We start from the raw sequence: 15193 nt of genomic DNA on the forward strand, positions 1-15193 counted from the left end.
AACACCCGCCCGTAGGCGACGTATCCCTTCAAGCAAAAAACCACTCCCCGCAAGCGGGGAGTGGTAGGGGCTGATGGGCGGCACGGGGCCGCCTGTCATGGGGCCGATCAGGCTATGCCCGGCTTAGAACAGCTTCTGCAGAGGAGAGCACATGTTGCCGAAGCGGGTGGCCTTGGCGACCAGACCGCCGTCGTAGGCGACGGTTTCGGTGGGGTCATAGACCGGGGGCAGGGCCAGGGTCCAGGGCTTCTGGAAGGCGGGGTCGCCGGCGCGGTCGATGAACTCGTTGGCGAAATCCAGCTTCTGGCCGCTCAGGCTGGTGCGGTACTGCATGGACAACTCGGCGGCGAAGTCATAACGGCCTTCACGCAGGTTCTCCCGGTTGGGGCACGTGCCGGACAGCGTGCCGGTGCTGGAGCAGGTCTCGTCGGCCACGTTGTTGGCGCCCTTGTCCATGGAGCCGGCACCGTTCAGGGTGCGGAAGGTCCACAGGGTGCCCGCGCCGTCGCTGGTGGACTGCTGGCTGTCCAGGGACAGCACGCCCACGGCGCCCATGGCACCACCGGCGGCGGAGAAGTTGGCCTTGTAGTAGGTGCCGTCTTCACCCTTGAAGGTGTAGTCGGTGCCAGACTGGGCGGCCTTCAGGCACTTGCGCACGTCGCCGGAACCGGAGTTCTCCAGGACGGTATAGCCGGCGGTCACGTCGATGACGAAGGGATCGGCGGAGGTGCCGGAACCAGCGGCCATGAAGCCGGCGCTGGCGTCCATGCGGGCAGGCACGGTATCGCCGCTGACACCGGAGGTGCCGGAAGCAGAGGTGCAGGGGAAGTTGTTGAAGTACCAGTTGTAGCTGGTCTGCGTGCCGGAGCCCTGGTGGCGGCGGCAGACCACCACCTGGGTGCCGCCGGCGGGGGCCACGGCGCCATCGCCGATCTGGCTCCAGTCGGTCAGGTTGCCGGTGAGCATGGCGCCGTAGTCGGCGGTGGAGATGTAGGAGCTGTTGGGCACGGCGGCGGTGGCCACCACACCCATCATCAGGGTGTTCACGGCGCGCACGGTCAGGCCGGCGGTCTCGGCGGCGGACAACTGGCCAGCGCCGAATTCCACGTTGTAGGGTTCCTTGAACATGAAGGGGGCCACGTCGGACACGCCGAAGTCAGGCACCAGTTCCTCGCCGGTGGGGGCGCCTACGCCCGGGTCCACGCCTACCACGGGGCAGGTGTAGTAGCCATCGGCCTCCGGGGTGGCGGAGCAGGAGGCGTCGGCGGCCTTCAGGCGGGAGATGGCCTCGGCGCGGGCCAGGGGGTTAACGCCCCAGACGGAACCGCCGGCGGAACGCTTGATGAACAACACCTTCTGGCCGCGGATGGAGGCGGGGATGGAGGCGTCGCTCTTGATGTAGCCCAGGAAGGCGCGGCCGGCGGAGGTGCCGCTGGTGGCCTTGTACTTGTAGAAGCCGGCATCCATCATGCCGGTCATGATGGACTCCATGAACTCGTCAGGGGCGGAGGCACCGGACATGAAGATGGTGATGGCGCCGGCGGTGTCGGTGGGGCTGGCGGGGGCGGTGGCGAAGGCGGCGGGGGCGACCAGGGCGGCGGCCACGGCCAGGGGGAGGTGCTTCAGTTTCATGTCAAAACTCCTAAATCAAGAAGAGGTACGACCTGCCCGGTGCACCGGGCAGAAGACGGAATAAGCCGGGATCAGGCAGCCTTGCGACGACGGGCCATGAAGCCCACCAGGCCCAGACCGGCCAGCATCAGGGCGTAGGTCTCGGGTTCGGGTACCGGGGTGATCAGCAATCCGCCATCGGCGGACAGGGTTGCGAAATTGGCCAGATCCAGTTGCTTGACCTTGGTGGTGGTGGAGCCAGAGGCCACGGTTTCGTAGAACATCCAGATGCCCAGGCTGTCGCCGATGCCGCCGTCATTGGCGAAGTCGGCCTTGCCGCCGATGTTGTTGCCCCAAATCACGCCACCGGAGTAAGCATTGCCATCGGCGGAAGTGGCGGTGCCGGAGGCATTGATGGCGTTGGAAGTGTTGTCGCCAAGGGGGTTGACAGCAGCCAGATGGGTGGCGGCACCGCCAGACCAACCGCGGAATTGAGCATAGGTCTGGGTGGAACCGGCGAATCCGGTGGCCACGGTGAGGGCCGCACGGTCGGCACTGAAGGCATCGAAGCCCGCCACGTTCCAGCGCAGGTTGCCCAGGTCGCTGGTTTGCCCCAGGAAGCTGGTCATCAGGGCATCGGCGGCAAAGGAGAATGTGGGCTGGGGGGCAACGGCCACGGGAGATGCCAGGGCGGAGGCGAAATCATTCAGGGTGATGCCCAGATCCCGGGTGTAGGACCGGTCATCGGCGGCTTCGGCGGTGCCGTTGTTGTCCCACACGGACAGGAACAACTCGCCGTTTCCGGGGCTGTTCAGACCGTTGTCGATCTTGGCCTGGGCGGCGCCAGAGGCAGCCAGCAGGCCGGCCAGGGCGATGAGGTGCAGTTTCATACTTGAATCTCCTGTAGGGTCAAACGTCGAAAAGCAGTGCGGGGCGACATCCCCAGGGACCATCCCAGTCTCCAAGGAGGCAGAACCGTAGCGGGGCGCCAGGCCACCTTAACGCCAGGCTGTTACACATTTAATGGCTGCAACACCATGATAAATAAGCCTTTTTGCTCACATGGCGGCAAACGGGAACCATGGCCCAATCAAATGTTAGGGAGCTTGAATGACAGTTCGTCCGCGCCCGGACGATCGAAAAATGAGCCGAATGGCTCATACATGTGGATCCCGGTCAGGGTTTGGCTGTGTCCAGTGGGTGGAATTGAAGTTCAGCGGACCGCACTGCAGGCCTGGAATGTCCGGTTGGCTGCGCCCATGCATGCCTGCCAGGCCTGACGGTCTCTTTCCATGATGGAGCCGCAGGCCAGGTTGTCCCGCAAACGGGCGCTGTGGCACGCGGAAAGCTGCTGGGCTCTGGTCAACTCGCCGCCGGTGCCGGTGGCTGTTTCGGAGGTCGGGAATGGCGTGCCTTCCGCCGAGTCGTCGGTGCCATGCTGGCTGCTTGTGAAGGGTACCGAAGAATCGCCCCAGGCTTCGCCCTGCCCAACTTCTCCCGGGGAATGGACTTTGCTTTCGCCGGACTGATCGTTGGCAAGCGAGCCAACTTGCGCCACTACCGGATTGCCGACCATGTATTGAAATACCCAGCTACTGTATTTCCGGGCGCCCGAGAAAATGGCATAAGAGGCAGGGAAGTTGCCCGTCTTCCGCGGGGCTTTCTCCGACAGGCTGTATACCCCGGCAATCCCGGGGTTAGGCCCTTTCACCAGCCCCCACTCCACCGAACCAGTCATGGGGTCCTTATAAAGCCGACGAAGATGGCGGATGGTGTTCGGAAAGCGGGGGTCACGCAGCAGTTCTTCCAGATTCTTCGGCAGGCGCCGGGCCTGTCCCTGGGGCAAGGAGACATTCCAGAAACTTTCTATGGCCCTGCGGTACTGGTCGCCCACGAACAGCAGTTCCCTTTCCTTCTCCCTTTGGACGGTGGTCTGCCAGACCGTGCCTACCGCAGCCATGGCCACTCCCAGTATGGCGACGAAGAACATCACCCAGACCAGGGTGAATCCGCGCTGGCCATGGCGGTACGACGGGTTGGTCAGAAAAATTCCATGCATCAGATCGTCTGGGGCTTGCCCGGCGTGGGCCGGAACGGTTCCTGCTGCCGGAAGCTGGCTTCAGAACTCCTCCCTGGAGGGTCTTATCAAACCGAGGCGTATGGCCTCGGCCACGGCCTGGCCCCGCGTGCGCACATTGAGCTTGCCGCGGATGTTCTGCATGTGGTTCTTGGCGGTCATCACGCTGAGACTGAGGTTCAGGGCGACATCGGCATTGGACATGCCGTCCCGCACCATCTCCAGTACCTGGATCTCCCGCGCGGTGAGCAAGTTTCCCAGGCGGCTTGAAGTGGCTTGGCCGACGCTGTCCGAGGCGACCACGCGGGCATAGGTCGCCGAAAGGATGGGCATCAGCATTTCCAGCAGGTAGGCGGTTCGCTCGTCCAGACGCTGAACTCGGCTGAATCCGAACCAGAACTGGACGCCGCCATTGGGGCCCAGCAGCGCATGGGATGCGATGTTCCTGAGTTCCAGGCGAGACAGCGTGTCCACCGTGGCGATATCGCAGGTACCCCTTCCTTCGGGCGAAGGCAGAATGCACGGGCGCTGAGTAATCCGCCAATGACGTATGGCCATGGTGACCAGGCCATGACGGGGGTTGCACACGATCTCGAAGTGTTCCTGGCGGAAATACCGGCTGGCGCTGAAATAGCGCAGTTTCAAATCCCCATGCCCCTGTTCGGCATGGCCGCAGAGCAGTATTTCATGGGGCAGCAGCATGAATACCGGCCCCTGGACCCACGTAAAAAATTGCTTTGCGTTGCAGACTGCCAGCGAAGTTTCCAGGATATGCGTGATTCGGTAGCGGTCCTCGGCATCCACCAGTTGATGTGCTGCTTTCATGGCCCGGGTGTTCGAGAAGGACTTATGACTTATACGTACCGAATGTGATGATTTGGTGATGGGTTGATGAAGAAGGTCTGACAGACCCCACAGGGCGCAAGAATTCCTGATGTGGAGGGCCTGATGTGGAGGGCGGTGGCATGGTTGCCTCGATGGACCTGCCCGGCAGATATTCCAGCTATAAGCCATGTGCCGGAATTCTGATGGATGCGGCGCCTTGGTCAGCCATGGTTCATGGTGGCTGGAAAGTGACGCACCCGCCTTTCGCCAGGCGAAACGCCCTGGGCAAGGCTTGGAACTCGCAACGGTAATGCATGAGGTTGCCCACGGAGGATGGGCGCCCCAGGCCCAGCCCGGTGGGCTTGATCAGAATCTGGTCGTGCGTGCCCCGTGCCTTGGCGGCTGGTTCGGGCGGATGCTCAGCCCTTCAGTTCGGCGGTGACGTGGGGTTCGATGGCCTGCAGCAACTGCACGAACACCTTGGGGTTGCCGGCCACCACGTGACCGTTTTCCAGGTAGTTTTCGTTTCCGGCGAAGTCGCTCACCAAGCCACCCGCCTCCATGATCAGCAGGCAGCCGGCGGCGATGTCCCAGGGGCTTAGGCCGATTTCGAAGAAGCCGTCCATGTGGCCGGCGGCCACCCAGGCCAGGTCCAGGGCGGCGGAGCCGGGACGGCGCAGGCCGGCGGTCTTCCGCACCAGGTCCTTGAACATGCCCATGTAGGCGTCCAGGTGGGTGAAGTCGCGGAAGGGGAAGCCGGTGCCGATGAGGCTGTCCTGCAGCTTGTCCCGGCGGGTGACGCGGATGCGGCGCTCGTTGAGGAAGGCACCCCGGCCCCGGCTGGCGGTGTAGAGATCGTTGCGAACCGGGTCGTAGATCACGGCCTGGGAGAGCTGGCCCCGGTACAGCAGGGCGATGGAGACGGCGTACTGGGGCACGCCGTGGAGGAAGTTTGTGGTGCCGTCCAGGGGGTCGATGATCCACTGGTATTCGGATTCGCCCACTTCGCCGCCGGATGCACCCGTTTCCTCCCCCAGGATGGCATGTCTGGGGTAGGCCTCCAGCAGGGTCTGGATGATGGCCTGTTCCGCCATCTGGTCCACTTCGCTGACGAAGTCGTTCTCGCGCTTGACGCGCACGGTGAGGCGGTCCACGTTAAGACTGCCGCGGTTGATGATGGCGCCAGCGCGCCGTGCGGCTTTCACCGCCGTGTTGAGCATCGGGTGCATGGTTGTATAAAGAGCGTTTGAATTCGGCGTCGATTTTACCGTGAACCAGCCCATTTCCTTAGCCAATATACGCATCGTCCTCCTGGAAACCAGCCACCCGGGCAACCTGGGAGCCGTGGCCCGGGCCATGAAGGTCATGGGTTTGAGCGACCTTCGCCTGGTCACGCCCAAGTGCGCGATCGATGACGAGGCCCGGGCCCGGGCCTCCGGTGCGGTGGATGTGCTGGAGGCGGCCCGGCTCTGCGCCAGCCTGGACGAGGCCCTGGCGGACACGGTGCTGGCGGCGGCCTGCACATCCCGACGCCGGGATTTGCCTCATCCCGCCTATACCCCGCGCCAGGCCGCTCCGGAACTGCTTGACCTGGCAGGCTCCGCGCCCGTCGCCATTGTCTTCGGCTCCGAAACCTTCGGCCTCTCGAATGAACAACTCATGAAATGCCGCTGGCTCATCAACATCCCCACCAATCCTGATTACGCCTCCCTGAACCTGGGGGCGGCAGTGCAGGTCGTGGCCTATGAACTGCGTAGCAGCCTGATGGACGCGCCTCTGGCCCTGCCGGAGTTCGAGCCGGCCACCCACCAGGCGGTGGAGGCCCTGCTGGCGGAGATGGAGCGCACCCTGGTGGACATCGGCTTCCTGGATCCGGCCCACCCCAAGCGGCTCATGCCCCGTTTGCGGCGCTTCTTCGCCAAGGCCGGGCTGGAAAAGGAGGAGGTGGCCATCTGGCGGGGCATCCTCGGTGCGGCCAAGGGGGGAATCAAGCCTTGAACCGGAACGTGTGCCGAATTTGACCGGATTGGTCGGGAATTGGGACAATTCGCTCCTTAATCTTTTCTGAATATTCAAATGTTCGCCAGACTGCGGGAAGACATCCGTGTCGTGTTCGACCGGGACCCGGCGGCGCGCACCTTCTTCGAGGTGCTGACGACGTACCCGGGGCTGCATGCCATTCTTTGGCATCGCATGTCCCATGGTCTGTGGCATATGGGGTTCAAGTGGCTGGCGCGGCTGTCCAGCACCATCGCCCGCTGGTTCACCGGCATCGAGATCCACCCGGGCGCCAGGATCGGCCGCCGGGTGTTCATCGATCACGGCATGGGCGTGGTGATCGGCGAGACGGCGGAGATCGGCGACGACTGCACCCTTTATCACGGTGTGACGCTGGGCGGCACTTCCTGGCAGAAGGGCAAGCGGCATCCCACCCTGGAGGCGGGGGTCATCGTCGGCGCGGGGGCCAAGGTGCTGGGTCCCATTACCCTGGGAGCCGGCGCCAAGGTGGGCTCCAACGCGGTGGTGGTGAAGAGCGTGCCGGCCGGCGCCACGGCGGTGGGTATTCCCGCCCGCATTCTGGATAGCGAGTCGGACAAGGAAAGGGAAGAAAAGGCCAAGCAGATGGGCTTCTCCGCCTATGGCGTGGGGGCGGACATGAATGACCCCATGGTGAAGGCCATCCACGGCCTCATCGAGCATTCCTCCAACACCGACAAGCGCCTGGACTGGATCGTGACAGAGTTGCAGCGCCTGGGAGCCAGTCCTGAAGGGAAGAAACCGGACGACCATTTCGACCCGGATTCCTTAAACAAGATGGTTGATTGATTTTTGTCAGGATGAATAGTTGACTGTTTTTCTCGGGATTAGTAGAGTGGTAGCACCTTATCCCTTCGAGCGAGGCACACCATGCGTCTGACCACCAAAGGCCGTTTCGCTGTAACCGCCATGATTGACCTGGGCATGCGCCACCAGCGCGGCCCCGTGACCCTGGCTGGCATCAGTGAGCGCCAGCGTATCTCCCTGTCCTATCTGGAGCAACTGTTCGGGCGCCTGCGCCGGCAGGGCATCGTGGACAGCGTGCGGGGCCCCGGTGGCGGGTACACCCTGGCCTTGCCCATGGACGATATCTCCGTGGCCAGCATCATCCGTGCCGTGGACGAGCCTATCGACGCCACCCAGTGCGGTGGCCTGGGCAACTGCCATGACGACCGGGAATGCATGACCCATGACTTGTGGATGAGCCTGAACGCCCGCATCTACGACTATCTGGAATCCGTGCATCTGGGCGAGCTGGTGCGCAAGCAGTTGCAAAAGGAGGCCGACGAAGCGTCCGGCAAGACTGAAGCAAGGAAGCATGACCACCGCGTCATCGGTTCGGCGGAATTGAAGGCCGTGGTCCACGGCTGAACACGAAGAAAAAGGTTCAACATGGTCAAGACCCCCATTTACCTCGACTACTCGGCCACCACCCCGGTGGACCCCCGCGTGGCCGCCCAGATGATTCCCTATCTCACCGAGAAGTTTGGCAATCCGGCCTCCCGTTCCCACAGCTTTGGCTGGGTGGCGGACGCGGCGGTGGAGGAGGCCCGTGCTCACGTGGCAGCCCTGGTGAACGCCGACCCCAAGGAGATCGTCTGGACCTCAGGCGCCACCGAATCCAACAACCTGGCCATCAAGGGCGCCGCCCACTTCTATTCCGGCAAGGGCAAGCACCTGATCACAGTGAAGACCGAGCACAAGGCGGTGCTGGACACCTGCCGGGAACTGGAGCGGGAAGGTTTCGAGGTGACCTACCTGGGCGTGCAGCCCAACGGGCTGCTCGACCTCGAGGAGCTCAAGTCCGCCATCCGTCCGGACACCATCCTGGTCTCCGTCATGTTCGTGAACAACGAGATCGGCGTCATCCAGGACATCCCGGCCATCGGCGAGCTCTGCCGCGCCAGTGGCATCATTTTCCACGTGGACGCCGCCCAGGCCACGGGCAAGGTGGAAATCGACCTGCAAAAGCTGAAGGTGGACCTCATGTCCTTCTCGGCCCACAAGACCTACGGCCCCAAGGGAATCGGCGCGCTGTATGTGCGGCGCAAGCCCCGGGTGCGCCTGGAGGCCCAGATGCATGGCGGCGGGCACGAGCGCGGCATGCGTTCCGGCACCCTGGCCACCCATCAGATCGTGGGCATGGGCGAGGCCTTCCGCATCGCCAGGCTGGAGATGGGCACCGAGACCGAGCGCATCCGGCACCTGCGCGACAAGCTCTGGTACGGCCTGCAGGATATCGAGGAAGTGCACCTGAACGGCGACCTGGAGCGCCGCATCGCCGGCAACCTGAACGTGAGCTTCAATTTCGTCGAAGGCGAGAGCCTCATCATGGCCATCAAGGACCTGGCCGTGTCCTCCGGCTCCGCCTGCACCTCCGCCAGCCTGGAGCCCTCCTACGTGCTCAAGGCCCTGGGGCGCAACGACGAGCTGGCCCACAGTTCCATCCGCTTCACCATCGGCCGCTTCACCACCGAGGAAGAGATCGACTACACCGTCAAGCTGCTGCACGAGAAGATCGGCAAGCTGCGCGAGATGTCCCCCCTGTGGGAGATGTACAAGGACGGCATCGATCTCAACACCGTGCAGTGGGCGGCACATTAACTTCGTGTGAAGGAGGAAGGGAGAAGGGTCAAGGGTAACAGCGCCACACCCTTCCCCCTTTACCCTTTCCCCTTTACCGCGACGCAAGGAGCAAAAAATGGCATATAGCGAACAGGTTCTGGACCACTACGAGAATCCCCGCAACGTGGGTGCCTTCGAGAAGGATGATGCCGGTGTGGGCACCGGCATGGTGGGTGCCCCCGCCTGCGGCGACGTGATGAAGCTGCAGATCAAGGTGAACGAGCAGGGTGTCATCGAGGACGCCAAGTTCAAGACCTATGGCTGCGGCTCCGCCATTGCTTCCTCTTCCCTGGTGACCGAATGGGTCAAGGGCAAGACCCTGGACGAGGCCATGAACCTCAAGAACACCCAGATCGCCGAGGAACTGGCCCTGCCGCCGGTGAAGATACACTGCTCCATCCTGGCGGAGGACGCCATCAAGGCGGCCGTGGCGGACTACAAGCAGAAGCATGGCGCCGTTGCTGGCAGCGCCGAGTACACCGCCTGCAACCCGCCCAAGGAGCACTGACATGGGCGCCGCAAACTGCGCTGTACCCGAGGGTATGCCCTCCGACGTCTCCCAACTGGGCATGGGGCCCGCCGCCCAGGTCGGTTCGGTGACCCTGTCAGAGCGGGCCGCCACCCACATTCGCAACTTCCTGGAGAAGCGCGGCAAGGGCCTGGGCATCAAGCTGGGCGTGCGCACCTCCGGTTGCTCCGGCATGGCCTACAAGCTGGAGTTCGTGGACGCGGAAGACCCGGAAGACCAGCGCTTCGAGAGCCACGGCGTGGCCATTTACATCGACCCCAAGAGTCTCTCCTACCTTGCAGGCACCGAGCTGGACTACGTGCGAGAAGGCCTGAACGAGGGCTTCAAGTTCAACAACCCCAACGTCAAGTCCGAGTGCGGCTGCGGGGAATCGTTCAACGTCTGAATTCTTGAAGGGTGAAGGGGGAAGGGATAAGGGTAAAACCCCGCGCCACCTCTTCTCCCTTCCCCCTTTGCCCTTCACCGCATGACCCTCGACTTCTCCAAAAGCCATTTCGAACTCTTCGGCCTGCCGGTGTCTTTCGGCGTGGACGCCGGGTGCCTGGACCAGGCCTACCGGGACATCCAGGCGGAGATCCACCCGGACAAGTTTGCCCATGCGGGGGAAGCGGAGAAGCGGCTGTCCATGCAGTGGACCACCCGGGTGAACGAGGCCTACCAGACCCTGAAGAAACCCTTCGAGCGGGCCCGCTATCTGCTCCAGCTGCAGGGCATCGACGCCATGGACCCCAAGAACACGGTGATGCCGCCGGACTTCCTCATGCAGCAGATGGAATGGCGGGAGGCCCTGGCGGAGGCTGCCCAGTCCAGGGACGAGGGCGCATTGCAGAAGCTGGAGAAGGATCTGCGCGCCCACGCCACGGCCTTGCAGGGCGAGTTGGCCCGCCTTATCGACGAAGACAAAAACTACCCCCGCGCCGGCGAAACCTTGCGCAAGGTGCGTTTCATGGACAAGCTTCTGGAAGAGACCGATGCGGCTTACGAAGAGTTGTGAAACGTGAAATGTGACTCGCCGCAATGCGGCTCAAGTGAAATGTGATGGACTGAACGTAGCGCCGCATTTCACCTTTCACATTTCACGTTTCACCTTTCACGGTAATCTCATGGCCCTGCTGCAAATCGCCGAACCCGGCCTTTCCACCGCGCCCCACCAGCACCGGCTGGCGGTGGGCATCGACCTGGGTACCACCAACTCCCTGGTGGCCACGGTGCGCAACGGCGTGTCCGTGGTGCTCAACGACGCCCGGGGCCACGGCCTGCTTCCCTCCGTGGTGCGTTATCACGCCGACGGTTCCACCACCGTGGGCCTGGCCTCCCAGGCCAAGGCGGCGGAGGACCCCCACAACACCATCATCTCGGTTAAGCGCTTCATGGGGCGGGGCATCAAGGACATCCCGGACGTCGCCACCATGCCCTACAAGTTCGTGGATGCACCGGGCATGGTGCAGTTGAAGACCGTGGCCGGCGTCAAGAGCCCGGTGGAAGTGTCCGCCGAGATCCTCAAGATCATGAAGCACCGGGCCGAGGCGGCCCTGGGGGGAGAACTGGTGGGGGCGGTGATCACCGTGCCGGCCTATTTCGACGACGCACAGCGCCAGGCCACCAAGGATGCCGCCCGGCTGGCGGGCCTCAACGTGCTGCGCCTGCTGAACGAGCCCACCGCCGCGGCCATCGCCTACGGCCTGGACAACGCCGCCGAGGGGATTTACGCGGTGTATGACCTGGGGGGCGGCACTTTCGACATCTCCATTCTCAAGCTCACCAAGGGCGTATTCGAGGTACTGGCCACCAATGGCGATTCCGCCCTGGGGGGGGACGACTTCGACCGTCGCATCTACTGCTGGGTGCTGGACCAGGCCAAGATCCACACCCTTTCGGACCAGGACAAGACCCTCCTCATGGCACACGCCCGGGAGGCCAAGGAAAACCTGTCGGACCACGGCGAGGCCCACATCACCGTGGTGCTGTCCACGGGCGAGGTCATCAACCTGCGTCTCACTGAGGCAGAGTTCAACGAAATGACCGCCAGCCTGGTGAACAAGACCCTCACCCCCACGCGCAAGGCCCTGCGGGATGCGGGTCTGCAGCCCGAGGACGTAAAGGGCGTGGTGATGGTGGGGGGTTCCACCCGCATCCCGCGTATCCAGGCCGCCGTGGGCGAGTTTTTCGGCCAGACTCCACTGACCAATCTGGACCCGGACAAGGTGGTGGCCCTGGGAGCCGCCATCCAGGCCAACGTGCTGGCCGGCAACAAGAGCGGCGACGAGTGGCTGCTGCTGGATGTGGTGCCCCTGTCCCTGGGCCTGGAGACCATGGGTGGTCTCACCGAGAAAATCATTCCCCGCAACGCCACCATTCCCACCGCCCGGGCCCAGGAATTCACCACCTTCAAGGACGGTCAGACCGCCATGAGCATCCACGTGGTGCAGGGTGAGAGGGAACTGGTGTCCGACTGCCGCAGCCTGGCCCGTTTCGAATTGCGCGGCATTCCCCCCATGGTGGCCGGCGCGGCCCGCATCCGTGTCACCTTCCAGGTGGACGCTGACGGTTTGTTGTCCGTCACTGCCCGGGAGATGGGCACGGGCATCGAGTCACACATCGCCGTGAAGCCGTCCTACGGCCTTACCGACGATGAAGTGGCCACCATGCTGCAGGACTCCTACGCCCACGCCCAGGACGACATGGCCGCCCGCAACCTGGCCGAGGCCAAGGTGGACGCCCGGCGCCTGGCCGAGGCCACGGAGGCGGCCCTGGCGGAGGACGGTGACAGGCTGCTGCTCCCCGCCGAGCGGGCGGCCATTGAAGAACTGCTGCGCGCCCTCAAATCCGCCTTGCAGGGCGATGACCTGATCGCCGTGAAACGGGCCAGCGACCGCCTTAACCAGGGCACGGGCGAGTTCGCCGCCCGACGCATGGACGCCAGCGTGAAGCGGGCCCTCACCGGCCACAAGCTGGATGAACTGGAGATATAGGAATGGAAAGATGCCCCAACTGATCGTCCTGCCCCACGTGGAGTTGTGTCCCAACGGCGCCGTCATCGATGCCCAGAAGGGCGTGTCCATCTGCGACACCCTGCTGGAGAACGGCATCGAGATCGAGCACGCCTGCGAGAAATCCTGCGCCTGCACCACCTGCCACGTCATCCTGCGGGAAGGCTACGAGAGCCTGTCCGAGGCCACGGAGTTGGAAGATGACCTGCTCGACAAGGCCTGGGGCCTGGAGCCCACTTCACGCCTCTCCTGTCAGGCCCTGGTGGGCAGCGAGGACCTGATCGTGGAAATCCCCAAGTACACCATCAACATGGTGAAGGAAGGACACTAAACAAAGTTGGCAGTTGTCAGTAGGCAGTTGGCAGAAAACACGCCGCTGTTTGCCGTTGCTGAGGACTGCATACTGCCTACAGGAGACTTATCATGAAATGGACCGACACCCTGGACATCGCCATCGCCCTGGAGGAACACCATCCGGAGGTGGACCCGCGCTACGTGCGCTTCACGGATTTGCATCGCTGGGTCATGGAATTGCCGGACTTCGCGGACGATGCCAACCGCTCTGGCGAGAAGATTCTCGAGGCCATCCAGATGGCCTGGATCGAGGAGCGGGATTGAAACTCATCGTACTCATGCTGGCGGCCCTGATGGTCGCCCCCGTCTTGGCCGCCGAGCCCCTGGGCTTCAAGGGCCATAGCATTGGCACCTCCAGCGTCGCGGTCACCCGGGACCCCAGGTTCGACTGCCGCGTGGTGCGCGCTCCCACGGCGGACCAGGTCTGCTCCCTGCGGCCCAAGGAGCAGGAGACCATCGCTGGTGCCCGGGTGGCGAGCCTCTATTACTTCTATGATCAGGCCCGCCTGACGGGTATCACCATCAGCTTGCCTGAGAGCCATTTCCAGGCCGTGGCCCAGGCCCTGGAGGCCAAGTACGGTCCGGCCCAGACCAGCGTGGAGGCGGTGAAGAACCTGAAAGGCGACAGCTTCGAGAATCGCACCCTCACCTGGCGCCAGGGGGAAGCCCGACTCCAGTTCCAGCGCTATGCAGGGCGCCTGGACCAATCCCTGCTTAAGCTCAACGACGAGGCTGCCGCCGAACGCATCCGCCAACGTCGCTCCCGGGACCCCGGGCAGGACCTCTGATCCCCTGGTAACAGGGCGCTCTCTTCCTGCCCCGGGTTTTCATGGGGATGAAGACAATGTCCATGGAGGACTCGAGCAGGATCCGAATGGCCCCGCCGAAGCAGAGGGCCCCTTTGCTATGGGCTGATGCTGTTTGCCCGGCGCCGAGAAGGGACCTTTGTCAAGAACATCAGGGTTGGCCCGTGACGGGCCGATGATGTGTGCCGCCCATGAGGCCACGGTAAGGGGGGCGTTCAGGCTGCCGCTCTAATTTCCTGGCGCGGGGGACAGGGTGTTGCCTTCGAAAACGATTCCTTGCAAAGGCGTGCCCAAGGTCTGCTGACGCAGTTTCGCACCCTTTTCAAAGGGGATGGGGGTGGACACGAAGGTGTTGCCGACGATGGTGTTGTCGTCGTCCTCCACCCGCACGCCCACGGCCACATCGACGAAGCGGTTTCCCCGTACCTGATTGTGGCTGGCGTGGTCGGGAAAGTGGCCCGGGGCCAGATAGGGGGGGTCGCCGCAGTCCCAGCTGCTCAGGTCCCTGCTTTGCCGCGAGGCGATCCACACGCCCACCTTCTCGTCCTCGATGGTGTTGCCCTGTATCAGATTGTGGTCGGCGTGCTGCCAGCGGGGCACGCTCTGGGGGTTGGTGTTGATGTGTTCCTGGCAGTTCTTGTACAGGAATATGCCACCCGCGGCGTTGTCGAAAATGCGGTTGCCCACCAGCCGGTTGTGGGCGGAGGAATCGATGGCGATGCCTTCCCGCAGGCCCGAGCCGAACCGGTAGCGGGGAAAGCTGCCGTGGCCGTTGCCGGTCACCGTGGTGTTGAGGATTTCGTTTTTCCTGGAACTGTGCTCCAGGTAGATGCCCGAGGAACCCGAGCCACTCACGTGGCTGTCGGCGATGCGCACCTGGCTGACGTAGTCGTCCAGGTAGATGCCCACGCGCTGGCTGTCCCGGACGCTAACGTTCTCCAGGACGATGTGGTGGGGAGTGATGCGGTAAAGGGTCTCCCGGTCATGGCGTTTGGCCTTGACGCCATCCGGCTCCAGGCGGGCCACGCGGATGCCGTTGCCGCCCCCCCGGACATGGCAGTTCCTGACCGTGACCTGGCTGACGGGCTGCCGGCCACCGATGAGGATGCCCCAGTCCAGTCCCCGGGCATCGATCTGGGCGCCTCGGCAATCCAGTTCCACGCCGCTTGCGGTGATATGGATGGATGTGCGGTAGCGGCAGGCAGGTTCCAGGCGGGTGTCCTGGGTGACGGTGATGGCCTCGGGGACAGGGCAGTCCGGCAAGGCGCCGCCCATGGCCCAGGCCTGGGCACTTAACAGCAGTACCAGCGAAAGTGGCGGCAGCATCGTGTAACGGCCT

17 protein-coding genes are annotated in these 15193 nt (G+C 63.6%); 11 read left to right on the forward strand and 6 right to left on the reverse strand.

Annotated elements, in window-relative coordinates; all coding sequences use genetic code 11:
- Window positions 1–123: 123 nt before the first annotated feature.
- The 5 genes from H6935_16605 to H6935_16625 form a co-directional block, all read right to left on the reverse strand.
- Window positions 124–1632: a hypothetical protein gene (locus tag H6935_16605; GenBank protein MCP5279953.1), complete on the reverse strand. Its 1509-nt coding sequence runs from the start codon at window positions 1630–1632 to the stop codon at window positions 124–126.
- A gap of 71 nt (window positions 1633–1703) precedes the next feature.
- A complete protein-coding gene (locus tag H6935_16610) occupies window positions 1704–2564 on the reverse strand; it encodes a PEP-CTERM sorting domain-containing protein (protein ID MCP5279954.1) in 861 nt (286 codons plus the stop codon).
- 260 nt (window positions 2565–2824) lie between these two features.
- The gene (locus tag H6935_16615) at window positions 2825–3601 is read right to left on the reverse strand and encodes a type II secretion system protein (GenBank protein ID MCP5279955.1); all 777 of its coding nucleotides are present in this window, start codon (window positions 3599–3601) and stop codon (window positions 2825–2827) included.
- A 129-nt stretch (window positions 3602–3730) separates the two neighbouring features.
- Window positions 3731–4513, reverse strand: coding sequence for a transcriptional regulator EpsA (locus tag H6935_16620; protein ID MCP5279956.1), 783 nt, complete (start codon window positions 4511–4513; stop codon window positions 3731–3733).
- A 419-nt stretch (window positions 4514–4932) separates the two neighbouring features.
- Entirely contained in the window at window positions 4933–5742 is an 810-nt protein-coding gene (locus tag H6935_16625) for an inositol monophosphatase (GenBank protein MCP5279957.1), read from the reverse strand.
- 40 nt (window positions 5743–5782) lie between these two features.
- Between H6935_16625 and H6935_16630 the strand changes: the two genes are divergently transcribed.
- The 11 genes from H6935_16630 to H6935_16680 all read left to right on the forward strand — a co-directional run bounded on the left by H6935_16630 (window position 5783) and on the right by H6935_16680 (window position 13836).
- Complete coding sequence (locus H6935_16630; GenBank protein MCP5279958.1) at window positions 5783–6511, forward strand: RNA methyltransferase; 729 nt, start codon at window positions 5783–5785, stop codon at window positions 6509–6511.
- A gap of 78 nt (window positions 6512–6589) precedes the next feature.
- Window positions 6590–7339 (forward strand): serine O-acetyltransferase, encoded by a 750-nt coding sequence (gene cysE / locus H6935_16635; GenBank protein MCP5279959.1) that lies wholly within the window; start codon window positions 6590–6592, stop codon window positions 7337–7339.
- An 81-nt stretch (window positions 7340–7420) separates the two neighbouring features.
- Window positions 7421–7921, forward strand: coding sequence for a Fe-S cluster assembly transcriptional regulator IscR (gene iscR / locus H6935_16640; protein MCP5279960.1), 501 nt, complete (start codon window positions 7421–7423; stop codon window positions 7919–7921).
- Window positions 7922–7942: 21 nt separating this feature from the next.
- Complete coding sequence (locus H6935_16645; GenBank protein MCP5279961.1) at window positions 7943–9154, forward strand: IscS subfamily cysteine desulfurase; 1212 nt, start codon at window positions 7943–7945, stop codon at window positions 9152–9154.
- 97 nt (window positions 9155–9251) lie between these two features.
- Entirely contained in the window at window positions 9252–9683 is a 432-nt protein-coding gene (gene iscU / locus H6935_16650; GenBank protein ID MCP5279962.1) for a Fe-S cluster assembly scaffold IscU, read from the forward strand.
- 61 nt (window positions 9684–9744) lie between these two features.
- On the forward strand, window positions 9745–10089 hold the full coding sequence (gene iscA, locus H6935_16655; GenBank protein ID MCP5279963.1) for an iron-sulfur cluster assembly protein IscA: 345 nt from the start codon (window positions 9745–9747) through the stop codon (window positions 10087–10089).
- A gap of 81 nt (window positions 10090–10170) precedes the next feature.
- Window positions 10171–10698, forward strand: coding sequence for a Fe-S protein assembly co-chaperone HscB (hscB, locus tag H6935_16660; GenBank protein MCP5279964.1), 528 nt, complete (start codon window positions 10171–10173; stop codon window positions 10696–10698).
- A 109-nt stretch (window positions 10699–10807) separates the two neighbouring features.
- The gene (gene hscA, locus H6935_16665; GenBank protein ID MCP5279965.1) at window positions 10808–12676 is read left to right on the forward strand and encodes a Fe-S protein assembly chaperone HscA; all 1869 of its coding nucleotides are present in this window, start codon (window positions 10808–10810) and stop codon (window positions 12674–12676) included.
- 10 nt (window positions 12677–12686) lie between these two features.
- Window positions 12687–13025, forward strand: a complete 339-nt coding sequence (gene fdx / locus H6935_16670) for an ISC system 2Fe-2S type ferredoxin (GenBank protein ID MCP5279966.1) — start codon at window positions 12687–12689, stop codon at window positions 13023–13025.
- A 92-nt stretch (window positions 13026–13117) separates the two neighbouring features.
- Window positions 13118–13312: a Fe-S cluster assembly protein IscX gene (gene iscX / locus H6935_16675; protein ID MCP5279967.1), complete on the forward strand. Its 195-nt coding sequence runs from the start codon at window positions 13118–13120 to the stop codon at window positions 13310–13312.
- Complete coding sequence (locus H6935_16680) at window positions 13309–13836, forward strand: hypothetical protein (GenBank protein MCP5279968.1); 528 nt, start codon at window positions 13309–13311, stop codon at window positions 13834–13836. Before iscX ends, H6935_16680 begins: the two co-directional genes overlap by 4 nt.
- Window positions 13837–14082: 246 nt before the next feature.
- On the opposite strand, the gene H6935_16685 is transcribed toward H6935_16680, so the two are convergent.
- Complete coding sequence (locus tag H6935_16685) at window positions 14083–15180, reverse strand: right-handed parallel beta-helix repeat-containing protein (GenBank protein MCP5279969.1); 1098 nt, start codon at window positions 15178–15180, stop codon at window positions 14083–14085.
- Between the last annotated feature and the right edge of the window lie 13 nt (window positions 15181–15193).

It is taken from the genome of Thiobacillus sp. (genome assembly GCA_024235835.1).
Classification (GTDB): domain Bacteria; phylum Pseudomonadota; class Gammaproteobacteria; order Burkholderiales; family Thiobacillaceae; genus PFJX01.

Bases quoted from the DNA above. Each gene is read 5' to 3' on its own strand.
- iscR (MCP5279960.1), top strand. From the start codon at position 7,421: ATGCGTCTGACCACCAAAGGCCGTTTCGCTGTAACCGCCATGATTGAC.
- H6935_16610 (MCP5279954.1), bottom strand. From the start codon at position 2,564: ATGGTCCCTGGGGATGTCGCCCCGCACTGCTTTTCGACGTTTGACCCT.
- hscA (MCP5279965.1), top strand. From the start codon at position 10,808: ATGGCCCTGCTGCAAATCGCCGAACCCGGCCTTTCCACCGCGCCCCAC.
- cysE (MCP5279959.1), top strand. From the start codon at position 6,590: ATGTTCGCCAGACTGCGGGAAGACATCCGTGTCGTGTTCGACCGGGAC.
- H6935_16605 (MCP5279953.1), bottom strand. From the start codon at position 1,632: ATGAAACTGAAGCACCTCCCCCTGGCCGTGGCCGCCGCCCTGGTCGCC.
- iscA (MCP5279963.1), top strand. From the start codon at position 9,745: ATGGGGCCCGCCGCCCAGGTCGGTTCGGTGACCCTGTCAGAGCGGGCC.
- H6935_16615 (MCP5279955.1), bottom strand. From the start codon at position 3,601: ATGTTCTTCGTCGCCATACTGGGAGTGGCCATGGCTGCGGTAGGCACG.
- H6935_16645 (MCP5279961.1), top strand. From the start codon at position 7,943: ATGGTCAAGACCCCCATTTACCTCGACTACTCGGCCACCACCCCGGTG.
- hscB (MCP5279964.1), top strand. From the start codon at position 10,171: ATGACCCTCGACTTCTCCAAAAGCCATTTCGAACTCTTCGGCCTGCCG.
- H6935_16685 (MCP5279969.1), bottom strand. From the start codon at position 15,180: ATGCTGCCGCCACTTTCGCTGGTACTGCTGTTAAGTGCCCAGGCCTGG.
- H6935_16620 (MCP5279956.1), bottom strand. From the start codon at position 4,513: ATGAAAGCAGCACATCAACTGGTGGATGCCGAGGACCGCTACCGAATC.
- H6935_16625 (MCP5279957.1), bottom strand. From the start codon at position 5,742: ATGCACCCGATGCTCAACACGGCGGTGAAAGCCGCACGGCGCGCTGGC.
- fdx (MCP5279966.1), top strand. From the start codon at position 12,687: ATGCCCCAACTGATCGTCCTGCCCCACGTGGAGTTGTGTCCCAACGGC.
- iscU (MCP5279962.1), top strand. From the start codon at position 9,252: ATGGCATATAGCGAACAGGTTCTGGACCACTACGAGAATCCCCGCAAC.
- iscX (MCP5279967.1), top strand. From the start codon at position 13,118: ATGAAATGGACCGACACCCTGGACATCGCCATCGCCCTGGAGGAACAC.